Annotated in this window: 8 protein-coding genes; 5 read left to right on the forward strand and 3 right to left on the reverse strand. The window is 64.1% G+C overall.

All coding sequences use genetic code 11. The features are described from left to right. Nucleotides 1-2 precede the first annotated feature (2 nt). Both NKL06_RS08060 and NKL06_RS08065 read left to right on the forward strand, forming a co-directional pair. Nucleotides 3-1088 (forward strand): DUF2169 family type VI secretion system accessory protein, encoded by a 1086-nt coding sequence (locus tag NKL06_RS08060; RefSeq protein WP_023692188.1) that lies wholly within the window; start codon nt 3-5, stop codon nt 1086-1088. Beyond that, the gene (locus tag NKL06_RS08065) at nt 1076-2128 is read left to right on the forward strand and encodes a hypothetical protein (protein ID WP_023692189.1); all 1053 of its coding nucleotides are present in this window, start codon (nt 1076-1078) and stop codon (nt 2126-2128) included. The genes NKL06_RS08060 and NKL06_RS08065 overlap by 13 nt, the downstream gene beginning before the upstream one ends. Nucleotides 2129-2158: 30 nt before the next feature. Here the strand turns inward: NKL06_RS08065 and NKL06_RS08070 are convergent, their stop codons facing one another. From NKL06_RS08070 to NKL06_RS08080, 3 genes are read right to left on the reverse strand one after another with little or no spacing between them, the layout of a single operon-like run. Continuing rightward, nucleotides 2159-3352, reverse strand: a complete 1194-nt coding sequence (locus tag NKL06_RS08070) for a hypothetical protein (protein WP_156933885.1) — start codon at nt 3350-3352, stop codon at nt 2159-2161. Continuing rightward, nucleotides 3330-3764, reverse strand: a complete 435-nt coding sequence (locus tag NKL06_RS08075; RefSeq protein ID WP_023692191.1) for a DUF6484 domain-containing protein — start codon at nt 3762-3764, stop codon at nt 3330-3332. The genes NKL06_RS08070 and NKL06_RS08075 overlap by 23 nt, the downstream gene beginning before the upstream one ends. Nucleotide 3765: 1 nt before the next feature. Beyond that, complete coding sequence (locus tag NKL06_RS08080; protein ID WP_023692192.1) at nt 3766-6099, reverse strand: type VI secretion system Vgr family protein; 2334 nt, start codon at nt 6097-6099, stop codon at nt 3766-3768. Nucleotides 6100-6475: 376 nt separating this feature from the next. Here NKL06_RS08080 and tagH point away from each other — a divergent pair, with 376 nt between their 5' ends. The 3 genes from tagH (at nt 6476) to tssM (ending at nt 12792) form a co-directional block, all read left to right on the forward strand. Beyond that, nucleotides 6476-7498 (forward strand): type VI secretion system-associated FHA domain protein TagH, encoded by a 1023-nt coding sequence (gene tagH / locus NKL06_RS08085; protein WP_023692193.1) that lies wholly within the window; start codon nt 6476-6478, stop codon nt 7496-7498. A 249-nt stretch (nt 7499-7747) separates the two neighbouring features. Continuing rightward, nucleotides 7748-9274 carry a type VI secretion system protein TssL, long form gene (gene tssL / locus NKL06_RS08090; RefSeq protein WP_023692194.1) on the forward strand — a complete coding sequence of 509 codons (1527 nt, stop codon included), beginning with the start codon at nt 7748-7750 and terminating at the stop codon, nt 9272-9274. Next, the gene (gene tssM, locus NKL06_RS08095) at nt 9271-12792 is read left to right on the forward strand and encodes a type VI secretion system membrane subunit TssM (RefSeq protein WP_023692195.1); all 3522 of its coding nucleotides are present in this window, start codon (nt 9271-9273) and stop codon (nt 12790-12792) included. The genes tssL and tssM overlap by 4 nt, the downstream gene beginning before the upstream one ends. Nucleotides 12793-12906: the final 114 nt, after the last annotated feature.

A 12906-nucleotide genomic window follows, 5' to 3' on the forward strand; every position in this document is an offset into this window, starting at 1 on the left:
TAATGTTTGCGATCTGGATCGAGAATCGTACGCCATTCGTTGCCGGCACGTTTGTCCAGGCAAATGCGGACGGCAATGAGGTTTTCCTAGCCGTTTTCTCGGCCAGCTTCGATATGTCGGAAGATGCCAGGCAATTTCAGCCGGCCGCGGAGCAACTCCCGGTGAGCTTTGGAGACGTACCGTTCGGCGACCCTGCCTGCTCGTCAACCCGTTACGAAGGTGAGATTGCGTGGACCAAGCCTGGGATCGACGTGATCTTGAACGGCCAAGCATACGCGCCGCGCGAAGGGCGCGTCGCTGAAATGCAGGTCGGGTTGAAGCTCGCCAGCATCCGCAAGGTGCTCAACGTGACCGGCGATCGCCTCTACGATGCGGGCGGCTACAGCCAGCCGCATCCCTTCGCCAGGATGCCGATCGTCTACGAGCGTGCATATGGCGGAACCGACGATAACGGCAGGACCGATCTACGCAATCCGCTTGGCGTCGGCTTCCATCATGCCCGCTCTGCGGACAAAGCCGTGAAGACACACGCACCAAACGTCACCTATGCCAATGAGCCGTTCCGTAGCCCATCCGATCAGTCAAGGCCGGCCGGGTTTGGGGTGGTTGGCCGCGGCTGGCATCCAAGACTGCCATTGGCGGGTACTTACGATCAGGCCTGGATCGACAATCAATGGCCTCTTCCGCCAAGGGATTTCGATGCGCGCTACAATCTCTGCGCGCCCGCCGATCAGCAGTTACAGCAGCTGAACGAAGGCGAGGAGATCAGCGTCATCGGCATGACGCCGGATGGCCGCTGGAACTTCCATCTGCCGCGCGTCGTGGCGCCAATCCGCCTGCTTTACGACGACCGTGCGGAGGATCGTCCCTTCCGCATCGACACGGTCATCATCGAGCCGGATTTGCGCCGCGTTACGCTGAAGTCGCGCTTGTCCATGGTCACCAGGCGCAACACACCCGCACTCAGGGAGATCGTCTTCGGCCATGTGACGCCAGCCTTTCTCCTCGCTCGACGCAAGCGCAAAGCCTATCTCAGCCCGCGCGGCGACGACGGACTGATTGCCGAGAGGGCGACATGGCTGGGCTGAAGGCTCCGATCTACATTATGGGCGGTGGCGCCGTTACACCGGCCGGCCTCAATGCGCGCCAGACACTGGCGGCGATTCGGGCCAGCCTTTCCGCGTTCGAGCGGCGTACCCTCGTCGACCCGTTCGGCGACGATCAGACCGTTTCCCGCATTCCCTCGCACTACTCCCTTCGCCTCACCGAAAACGCGTGGCTCACCAGCATGGCTGCACGCGCCGTGAGCGAGGCGCTGGAAAAGGGTGGTGTCGCAGCTGGCGCCAGCGCTTTGCTGCTGGTGACGCCGGAGGCGTTCCGGGAACATCTGGCCTTCTCGGAGAGGCCGGCCAGCGTGTTTCTCACCGACCTGCAAGACACGCTGGGCGAAAGGTTCCATCCCACCTCGCGCGTGGTCGACGGTGGCGCGGCGGCCTGCATCGGACTGCTGGGCAAGGCGGCGGACCTCCTTGCAACGCCGGGTGTTGAGCAGGTTCTGCTGGGTGGCGTCGACAGCCTGGTGAACGACAAGGATATCGCCCGCCTCATGGCCGCCAACCGCCTGAAGGCCGAGGATAACGCGCAAGGCCTTGTGCCGGGCGAAGGCGCCGCCATCGTCTGCCTGCGCCGTTCGCCCGGTCGCGATTTGCCGGCCCAATGCGTTATTCACGGCGTCGGCGCTGCTTTGGAGGAAAACTCCGTGCTGTCGGAAAATCACAGCCAGGGTCGAGCTTTGGTAGCTGCCTGCCGCGCCGCAATCGAGGGCAAGGGGCCGACCGAGCCCGACATCAAGTTTATCGTCAGCAACGACAATGGTGAACGGTATAGCGCCTGGGAGGGTTTGATCGGACGTCCACGCTTCTACCGGACGCGCCGCGAGACCCTTCCAATGGCCTATCCCGCGATGACGATAGGCGATATCGGCGCCGGTGCCGGCGCGCTCACACTGCTCATTGCCGCCGACAGCTTCGCCAAGGCCTATGCCCCTGGCAAAGTCGCCATGTGCGAAGCCACTTCGGAAGCCGGCATGCGCGCTGCCGCGCTTGTGAGCGCGGTCCGGCGCGGCTGATCGCGTCTCCCCGCGGAGCTGGACGGATCTTCACATCCACGCCGGAATTGGCTGTGAACGCCGCCAGTTGGTCAGCGCGATCTCCGCGTTGGCAAGCGCTCCCCTGATGGCATCCACCTTCAGCCGCCGCATGGATTGGAATTTTTCGAACCTCGCCGGACCCCTGCCATTGTCCCACCAAGCCTGTGCCTGCGAAGCAGAGGGCAGTGGCGTCGCCTCAATAGTCTCGAACTCCGGCCCGAGCTTGGCCGCGTCCGTGACGAACACATCTGTATCGTTAAAATCAATCTCGATCAGGTCGCGCAGCGCCAGCCCTGCAGCGTAGGCAAGTTCCGGCGACTGCATCTTCTCGATGAGCCACGGCACTATCGTCTTGTCACCCAGCAGTCCGCTCGTCGCGACTGCCACCTGCCGCGTTGCTGGAGAGGATGCGAATTGCTGCCACCAAGACTGCGCCGCAATCGATGGTGTGGTGAGCAGCCGGATTTCCATGGCGGCTCCCGCAAGCTTCGGGTGGCTGACAAGCATCTTGTCGAGCACGGGCTGCGCCAGCCGCGCCTCGCCCAGCAGGCAGGCCGCTACCGCCGCCTCCAGCCGTTCGTCGGCGCCCCGCGCCTGCAGACAGGCCGCAACCTCGCCGACCACATCGCGACGGCGCAGCGCACCCGCAAGCTTCAACGCCCGGCGACGCACTTCGGCGTCACGGTCGGTCAGCAACTGCGCAAGCCTGGGTCCGGGATTGACGCTGTGGTGATGCAGTGCGCCGACGCCCAACGCACGCTCCATTGCGACTGGCGAATCCAGCCAGCGCGCAACGAACGGCTTCAACCTGTCAGGCGAGCTGCGCGCAACCGCGCCGGACAGCGCCGACAGCCCACGCTTGCCAAGCGGCCCCGCACTCTCGAGGACAAACTTGATAGCGGGCGCGGATTGCCATTCGAATGCCAGAGCTCCCAGCAGAAACAGTTCGGGCGGCTCCTGGTAGTCGGCAAAGCGTGCCGCCGCGAGATCCCATGCTGCCTGGCCCGCCGCGAACAGCCCATCGAGATTGGCGTCGAGCCGCTGGTCAATACGGCCGATGTCGAAAGCGCCCATCACGGGACCGTCGATCTCCTTTGCACGACGGTGCCACAGGAACGCGGCATCCTCGACATGCTGCTCGATAATCGCCGGGATTGTCGCAATTTGCTGCATGGACGTCTCAGTTGAGATGAACAGCCGCACCCCGCACACGGTTCACACCGCTTGCCTGGCTGCTCAACTGACTGCCGCGGATCGAGATGCGGCCGTTCTTCTCCAGGATGATGGAGGCCAGGCCGCAACGCAGCTCGATACGCTCCTTGGCCTTCAGCGTCACGGTTTCGCCGTCGCGAACCACCTGCACTTGTTCGCTCGTGTGTGTCGGTTCCACGATGCGCCCGACGACGAGCGGGCGGCTCGGATCGCCGCCTTCGAAAAGCAGCGCCACCTCCGCGCCGACTGCCGAGGAGTCGAGCCTCGCCAGGCTGCGAGCCCTGAGCGCCGTCTCGCCGGGATTGCCGACGAACACCACCAGCGGCGCGCCATCCTCGAAGCCGATCAACAGCCCGATGACGACCCCGTCGATGCGTTCAACCGATTCGTCGCGTCCAGTCATTTCAGTTGTTGAAGACATTGCTACCCTTGATCTTGACGTCGCCGTCAGCTTTGACCTGAACATCGCCGCTGCCCTGGATGCGGATGTCCTTGCCCTTGATGGAAATCGTGCCATCCTTCTTCATGTTGATCGAGGCATCGCCGCATACCAACGTGATCTCGTCGGTGGCATCGATCATCAGCTTCTTGCCGACCTTGATGGTGCTGTCTTCGGCAACCTGGATGCCGCTGCCCTTGCCGACTTTGAGCGCGTACCCACCTCCGACATCGGTCGCATCGTCGGCGGCGATCTTTGCCGACCTGGCTTTGCCGATCTGCGACGACTGCGCACCGCCGATAGCGAAACTCTGGTCCGCGCCAACGGTCACGCTCTGGGCGGCGCCGATTGTCCAGCTGTCCGCCGCGCCTATTGTGTGCGTCTGTCCGGCGCCCACCGTCATCGAGCGCGATGCGCCGATCTGGTTCGTCTGCACCGCACCGACGCTTCTGGTCTCTGCCGCGCCGACACTGTCGACGCGGGCCGCGCCCACCGTGATCGTCTGCACGATCGCCACGGTCTGCGTGTGATTGGCGCCGATGGTCTCCGTCGAGTTCGACCCGATGCCGATCGTTTCATCGACCCCCACCGTCAGCGAGCGATTCTTGCCCACCGTCTCTGTATCGTTCGAGCCAATATTCGTCGTCTGATCGACGCCGACCTTGACCGTCTTGTTGTTGCCGACGTCCTCGTCGAGATTGTGGCCGACGGAGTGCTTGGCGTCGTGGTCGATGCGGTCGGACTGGTCGTGCTGCACCGTCTTGTTGCGGTCGTGCTTGATCAGAAGGTGATGGTCCTTCTGCGCCTGGAAGTTGACGAGCTCCGAGCCGGCCTTGTCTTCGAACATCAGTTCGTTGTAGCCGCCACCGCCTTTCGACGAATTGGACTTCCAGCCCGACTGCGTGGCGTTGCCAGGCAGGCCGTAGGGCGGCATTTGCGAGGCGTTGTAGACCCGGCCGGTGATGATCGGCAGGTCCGGATTGCCTTCGATGAAATCGACGATGACTTCCTGGCCGATGCGCGGGATCTGGATGAAGCCCCAGCCGCTGCCGGCCCAGGTCTGCGACACCCGCACGAAGCAGGAGCTTTTCTGGTCCTTCTTGCCGAGGCGGTCCCAGTGGAACTGTACCTTCACCCGGGCATACTTGTCGGTGAATATCTCCTCGCCGGACGGACCGACCACCGTCGCCGTCTGCGGCCCGCGCATGATCGGCCTTGGCGTCATGCGCGGCGGCCGATAGGCAACTGAGGTCGGCGCCAAGCCGAGCACCACCTTGAAATTCTCGCCGTCGGTGTCGACGCCGGCGCGATAGCCCGGATCGAACAGCCGGTATTCGGCGCTGACGACCAGATAATCCTTGTTCTGGTCCTTGCGCGGAAAGCCGTCGAGCTTGAAGGTGCAGCCTGAGAACAGGCCGCGCACGGTGCCGACAGCGGCAATGCGCATGTGCGGCGCCTGGATTTCTTCGCGCCTTACCGCCGCCAGGCTGTCGCCGCGGCCGACTTCCAGATGGGCACCGGGGTGGCGATAATTCTCGCCGGCGGCCTGCTTGTGGCCGAAGGGCTGCGCCGACTTCGCCATCAGGTCGGCGGCGGGCTTTTCGAAGTCATAGTCGGTGTGGGCATAGGCGCCGGGGCGCACCGCGCTGCCTGGGATCCAGTCGGTGATGTACTCGACGTCGCGGCGCGAGCCCTGCCCTTCGAACTGATAGAGCACCGTCTCATAGCCCGGCGCCGGCTTGAGCTTGCTCATGGCGTCGGCCAGGATCAGCGTGTGTTCGCCCTCGGCGTGCTCGAAGAAGTACATGATGCCTTCATGCTCGAGCAGCCGCTGCACGAAATCGAGGTCGCTCTCGTCATACTGCACGCAATATTCGCGCGGCGGATAGGACCCCTGCAGGCGCTTTTCGAACTTGGCGATGCCGCCATATTTGGAGAAAATTTCCTCGACGATCTCGACGGCGGTCTTGTCCTGGAAGATGCGGCAGTCGGTGGTATTGCCGAGGAACCACAGCCACGGCCTGACGACCGCTTCGTAGTGAGCCAGCCGATCCTCGATGCGGGTCAGGCGAAACTCGGCGATGAGACCGCTGAACCAGCGCTTCGGGTCGGCCTCGCCTTCGATCGAGACGACGCCGCCCAGCATCTTCAGTGGATCGATATCCGTATTCGTCGAGACAAATCCCACGGTATAAGCCAGACAACGGCTGATCTCGTCGCGGCCGACGAGGTGCGTAAAGGTCAACAGCTCGGCGCCGACCGGCGTCTGCACAAGCGCGGCGCGTTGTTCACTCGGCATGGGTCGTGCCCCTCCTGGACGCGGCCTCTAGAGCATGATCCCTAGAAGTGGGACCGGTTTTCGGACAAGATCATGCTCGAACAAACAGATAGAACCCCCTCCCGATCTGTCGGGATGGAACAGGCTCTAGTGTGGCAGGTTCGAAGCCCTTCTTGTGTTAACGACCTCACGTTCAGGGATATTTCGCAACTTGCCACCCAAGCCATGTTGAGCCTACCACATGTTCTATGGCAGACCAAAGAGGACAAGCGGCAGGCCGTTGCTGTTTGCGCCGCTTTCGCCAGTGTGAAACGCCGCTCTCCCGCTGTGCCCGCAAGCTGCTAGACTGTGGCACATCGGATCAATGGAAACGGCAGCGGTCGACGGTCCATAGCGCATGTTCATCAGTCTGCAGATCAGCAATGTCGATGTCCTGCCTGCCGGGCTGCCGCCCGGCTACGCATCGCGCGACCGCGGCTTCGAGATCGGGCGGGAGAACTGCGCCTGGACCTTGCCCGATCCGGACAAGTTCATCTCCGGCCGACATTGCGAAATCCGCTACGAAGGCGGCGCCTTTTTTCTCCACGACGTCTCGCGCAACGGCACATTCGTCAACGGGTCGAGCCAGCGCCTGACCGGCCCGCATCGGTTGGCGCAAGGTGACCGGCTCCGGATCGGCCGCTATATCGTCTCGGTGTCGATCGATGACGGGAACCCAGCCTTCGGTGGCCATGGTTCGACGCAACGGCAGATGCCAGTTGCCGGATCCTTTCCAGACCATGTCGCATCGCCACGGTCACCGACCGCGCCACCCGCTTCGGTCTCCAGCCGGCCGCAGCAAGCCGACGAGATCCTGCGCGCGATTGCCGCCGGCGCCGGCATTCCGCCAGAGGTGCTTTTGCTGCGCCAACCGCAGGAGGTAGCCGGCGAGATCGGCGCGGTGCTGCGCATCGTCGTCGACGAGCTGGTGTTGCTGTTGAAGGCGCGCGCCGCTGCAAAAGTCCTGGCCAAGACCAGCGACCGGACCATGATCAATTCCGCCGACAACAATCCGCTGAAGTTCGTGCCCGGGACAGACGAAATCCTCGACATCATGTTCGCGCGGCGCAGGGCCGGCTATCTCGATGCCAGGCACAGCATCGAAGACGCTTTCCACGACCTCAAAACACATGAATTCGCCACCTTCGCCGCCATGCAGGCAGCGCTGTCGCGGTTGCTTGACGATCTGTCGCCCGAGGCGATTGCGAAAAAACTGCCGCCATCCTCCTTTGCCTCGAAGAAGACGCGCGCCTGGGACGCGCTGGTCGCGACCTGGCGGGCCAAGGAGGAAGCGCACGAGAACGGCATGCTGGACATATTCCTCACCTATTTCAGTGAAGCCTATGCCAAGGCCGCCAAACAGAAGACCGGCAAGGGCTAAGCCCGCGCACCGCTGAAGACACCGTGAAGGCGACCCGAGCACGGGCCGGCCACCAAATTGCGCCGGGTTTCCATCGCAACCTTCTGAGACTACGATCACATACGACGATTGAGCACGCGGGTACGGTTGGTCGACCTCGGGGGTCTGCGGCACATGTCATGTCACGGCGAGATAGCGTCCTGCGGTCCGCGTTTGCGCGGACATGGCGCTGTGCGTCGCGGCGCGCGGGCGTAGAGGCAGGGATCGGCGATGAGCTCGAAGGATGATCCTTTCGATCCGACCGGCAAAACCGTCATCCGCCCCAGCCGCCCCAATCCCGGCCGCAAGCAAAAGACGGTTCTCGCCCGCGATGCGCCGGCCCCCGGCAGTACGGTGATCGCCCCTGCCAGCGTCCCGGAACCCACGGTTTTCGATCCCAACGCCGGCCGCCAGCCGCCACCCGACGTCACGGGGACGGTGATCTATCAGGGAACGCCCTTCGCCAACGCGCCGGCCGATCCGCCCGTTCACGGCTCAGCCGGGACGGCGGGGAAAACGCCATGGGATGCGCTGCACGGCGCCAGCGATGCCGTCGATTATGGCGCGGCCAACCCGATCGTCGCTGCCGCGGCGCCCTTGCTGATACTGCTTGGGCATCTGCGGCTGATGGCTGTCGAAAGACCGGCCGAGCCGCTGGCGCAGCATGTCGCCGGCCTGATCGAGGATTTCGACCGCAAGATCGCCAGGACCGATACCTCGGAAGAGGATGCGCGCATCGCCAGCTATGTGCTTTGCGAAACCGCCGACGATATCGTCGCCAATCTGCCCGGTTCCAGCCGGGATGCGTGGGCGCAGCACGCCATGCTGCAGCGCTTCTTCCAGGTCAAACCCACCGGCGCCGGTTTTTTCCAGGCGCTGAACACGGTGCTGGCGACGCCGGAACCTCATCGCAATCTCATCGAGCTGATGCATGTCTGCCTGTCGCTTGGCTTCGAAGGCCAGTATCGCGGCCAGCCGCGCGAGAGCCTCGAACGGGTCCGCCGCGACGCCTACGAGACATCAGCCTATTTCCGCGTCCTCGGTGACGACGACATTTCGCCGCGCTGGCAAGGCTTGTCGGTCACATCGGCGCAAGGCTCCAGGCGGGTTCCGCTCTGGGCCATAGCCGCTGCAACCGCGGCAGTTTTGACCGCAGCCTTTTTCACGCTGCGCGTGCTCATCACCAATGATGGCGAGGCTGTTGCCGGCGAGTTGCTGGCGCTCAATCCGGCGACGCCGGTCACCATCGAGCGCACCGGTTTCGTGCCGCTGACCGAGGAGGTGAAAGTCGTCGCAGCGCCAACGACGATTGCGCAGGTCGATCGCATCCGCACTGCCTTGGCCAAGGAGATCGAAGGCGGCGGCGTCAGCGTCGGCACCAAGGGTGATTTCATCATCGTGGAAATCAGCAACGCCCTGCTGTTCCAGTCGGGACGAGCCGAGGTCAAGCCGGAGTTCGAGCCGGTGGCCGCCAGCATCGCGGCGGCTCTCGACGCGGAGCGCGGGCCGATCCGGATCGTCGGCCACACCGACAACGTCAAACCGAAGAAGACCAGCGCCTTCAAATCGAATTTCGACCTCTCCGTCGCACGTGCCCAGTCGGTGGAAAAGATGATCGCAGCGCATTTCAGCGATCCGTCGCGGACAAAGGTCGAGGGCAAGGGCGAGGACGAGCCCATCGCCGACAATGCAACGCCGGACGGCCGCGCCAAAAACCGCCGTGTCGATGTAATGATCCCGCGGGAGGAGATGCTGTGACCGGCTGGCTGCTGCGCATCTTCAGCGCGCTCGCGCTCGCCGGCTTTGCAGCCGCGGTCTGGTACGCCGGCCCGTTGATCCGCTTTGCCGGCGCCCGGCCGTTGGATCCCATCTGGCTGCGGGCAGCGATCATCGGCATCGTCGTCGGAACGGTGGCGATCATCTATGCAATCCGGTTCCGGCGCAGGCGCAAGGCGCAGAAGGCGCTGGAGGCCGCCATGGCCAGCGCCGAGGATGACGGCAGCGATGCAAAGGTGCTGGAAGCTCGCATGAACGAAGCGGTCGCGACGCTCAGGCAATCGAGCGGCAAGCGCAACTTCCTCTACGACGTGCCCTGGTACATCGTCATCGGCCCGCCGGGCGCCGGCAAGACCACCGCGCTGGTCAATTCCGGCCTGAACTTTCCGCTTGCCGGGTCGGGCCAGGCGCAGCCGGTGGCGGGTGTTGGCGGTACGCGCAATTGCGACTGGTGGTTCACCGACGAGGCGGTGCTGATCGACACGGCCGGGCGCTACACGACGCAGGATTCCCATGCACGGACCGACAGCAAAAGCTGGCTGGCGTTCCTGTCGCTGCTCAAGCGGCACCGGACGCGTCAGCCGATCAATGGCGTCATCCTGGCGATCAGCCTTGCCGATCTGATGGCGGACGGCGAGCAGGCGGCCCGTGTCGCCGAGATCCGCAGCCGCCTGCAGGAAATCCACGAGGTCCTGAAGGTCCGCTTTCCCGTCTATGTGCTGTTCACCAAGGCCGACCTGGTCTCCGGATTCATGGAATATTTCGGCGGTTTCGACGAAGCACGCCGGCGCAAGGTGTGGGGCGCGACCTTCCAGACCGCCGAGCGCGGCCTGAACATGGTCGCGGAAGCGCCAGCCGAATTCGACGCGCTGGTGAAGCGCCTGACCGAAGAGATGAGCGAGCGGCTGCAGGCGGAGACCGATCCGGTCGCGCGCATCGCCATTTTCGGCTTCGCCGCGCAGCTCGGCGCGCTGAAAGGCCGGATCGTGCATTTCCTCGAGGGCGTTTTCGAGCCGACGCGCAAGCAGCTGAACGCCCCCCTGCGCGGCCTGTATTTTTCTTCCGGCACGCAGGAAGGCACGCCGATCGACCAGTTGCTGGGCAGCATAGGCCGCAGTTTCGGCAGGAGTGCCCAGGCGCATCTTTCCGGCACCGGCAAAAGCTTCTTCCTGCACGATCTGTTGAGCCGCGTCATTTTCGCCGAGTCCGGCTGGGTGTCCTATGACAGGGCGGCCGACAGGCGCGTTGCGATCGCCCGCTACGCCGGCCTGACAGCGATCGCGGCCATAGCGATCGCCGCGCTTGGCGTTCTCGGCCTGAGCTTTACGACCAACAAATCGCTGGTCGCCGCGACCGGCCAGGCGGCAGGCCAATACCGCGCGACAGCCGCGCCGCTGCTGGCCAGCACGACGGTGTCGGATGCCGACCTCGAAACCGTCATCGGCGCGCTCGATGCGCTGCGCGGCCTGCCGGCCGGCTACGATACGAGAGACCAGCCCACCCCGGCCACGGCGACGTTCGGCCTCAGCCAGCGTGAGCGTATCCTTTCGGCCTCCGAGACCGCCTACCGGCAGGGGCTGGAGCGGATGTTCCGCTCGCGCCTGCTGTTCCAGCTCGAACGCACGATCGAGGCCAGGATGGCCGATCCGATGGCGCTGTACGAGCCGTTGAAGATTTACCTGATGCTGGGCGGCAAGGCGCCGAAAGTGGATGACGAGCTGGTCGTCACCTGGCTGAAGCGGGACTGGGAACAGAACCGCTATCCCGGCGCCCACAATCGCGACGGCCGGGCGCAACTGGAGAAGCATTTGCGCGCCATGCTGGCGCTCGACGATGACCAGGATCCCTCGTTCGAACTCAACCGCGCGCTGGTCGAATCCGCCCAGCGCTCGCTCGGCCGCATGAGCCTTGCCGATCGCGCCACCGCGCTCATCCAGTCGGCCACCTATGCGGCGGCGCTGGACGATTTTTCGGTGTCATCGCAAGCCGGCGCGGAGGCGCCGATGCTGTTCGAGCGCAATGACGGAAACGATCTCGCCGGCCTTCGCGTCCCCGGTCTCTACACCCATGCCGGCTTCGACTTCTATCTGGCGCAACTTGCCAGGAGCGCGCAGGCGCTGGTCGACGATCAATGGGTGATCGGCTCGAGCGGCGAGCAAGGCGGTTTCGACCAGGAATTGCTCAAGCTCGGCCCGGAGCTGCTCGATCGCTATGGCAAGAGTTTTGCGGCGGCGTGGAACGAGGTGCTCGACAGGTTGAAGTTCAAGGCAATGGCCGCCGACAAACCGCAATATCTGGCGCTGTCCGCAGCGGGATCACCGAGTTCGCCGCTGATGCAGCTGTTCGAGGCGATCGCGCGCGAAACAGCTTTGACGCAAGAGCGCAATCCGGCTGCGCCGTCTCAAGACAGCCACCAGGAAATCGCCGCGCGCGCCAAGGGCCTCGCCCGCATCGGCATCGAGATTGCGGCGCGCAAATCGCAGAGCAGGGCCGGGACCGCCTTTGTCAGCACCCAAAACCAGGATCCCGGCGCCAACATCGAAGCCCAGTTCCGGTCTTTCCAGGCTTTGGTGGCCGGGGCGCCGGGGCAGCGGCCGCTCGACGCCCTGACCCAGAATTTCCGCGAAATCTATCAGAGCGTGCGGCTGGCCGCCGATGTCCCCGCCCAGACGGACCAGGCCAACGCCAATCTGCAGCTGCAGATATCGACTCTACGCGCCAACGCCTCGCGGCTGCCGAAGGCGCTGGCCAGGATGGTGAGCGCGGCGGCGGACGATTTCGAGGGCACCGTCGCCGAAACATCGACCACGCATCTCAACGAGATGCTGGAGGAGACCGTCGGCCGTCCGTGCGAAGAGATGATTGCCGGGCGCTTTCCATTCGCCCCCGCCGGTACCGACGATGTCGCCATGGCGGATTTTGCCAGATTGTTTTCTCCAGGCGGGGTTCTCGACCGGTTCTTCGCGCAGAACCTGGCGTCGCTGGTCGACATGAGCGGCCAGGACTGGGACTGGAAGCAGGACACCAGGTTCGGCCGCAATCTGGCGAAATCGACGCTGAAGAACTTTCAGCTCGCGGCACAAATCCGCGCGGCTTTCTTTCCGCTCGGCGGGCCGGTGCCGTCGATCAACATCACCTTCACGCCGCTGTCGCTGCATGGCGATGCCGACATGGCGCTGCTCAATATCGACGGCCAGGTGCTGCAGGCCACCCAGGCCGGCAACACGCCGGGACTGATTCCGTGGCCGGGCAAGACCGGTTCGGCCAGTCTCAGCCTGACGCCGGAGCTGCCCGGCCGCGAGTCCGCAATCAAGTTCGACGGTCCCTGGGCTTTGAAACGATTGCTGGACAAGGGGCAGGTCACCGCCAATGGCGATAGTCTCGAAGCGCATTTCGTCATCGGCGGACGGGATGTCGCCTACACGATCAAGACCGGGGAGGACGGCAACCCATTCACGCTGCCGGCGCTTTCCGCGTTCAGCTGTCCGAAGGCTTTCTGATGGGGAATTGCATGGCAGGACCAGCGATTGCAGGACGCAGAGACAGCGGCGGCACCACACGGTCCGTCATCAGCGGCTTAGATTTCGATACTCTAATGAATGGGGCTGTGGCAG

This window comes from Mesorhizobium sp. C268A, assembly GCF_040324475.1.
Classification (GTDB): domain Bacteria; phylum Pseudomonadota; class Alphaproteobacteria; order Rhizobiales; family Rhizobiaceae; genus Mesorhizobium.

Bases quoted from the DNA above. Each gene is read 5' to 3' on its own strand.
- NKL06_RS08060 (WP_023692188.1), top strand. From the start codon at position 3: ATGTTTGCGATCTGGATCGAGAATCGTACGCCATTCGTTGCCGGCACG.
- NKL06_RS08065 (WP_023692189.1), top strand. From the start codon at position 1,076: ATGGCTGGGCTGAAGGCTCCGATCTACATTATGGGCGGTGGCGCCGTT.
- NKL06_RS08075 (WP_023692191.1), bottom strand. From the start codon at position 3,764: ATGACTGGACGCGACGAATCGGTTGAACGCATCGACGGGGTCGTCATC.
- NKL06_RS08080 (WP_023692192.1), bottom strand. From the start codon at position 6,099: ATGCCGAGTGAACAACGCGCCGCGCTTGTGCAGACGCCGGTCGGCGCC.
- tagH (WP_023692193.1), top strand. From the start codon at position 6,476: ATGTTCATCAGTCTGCAGATCAGCAATGTCGATGTCCTGCCTGCCGGG.
- tssL (WP_023692194.1), top strand. From the start codon at position 7,748: ATGAGCTCGAAGGATGATCCTTTCGATCCGACCGGCAAAACCGTCATC.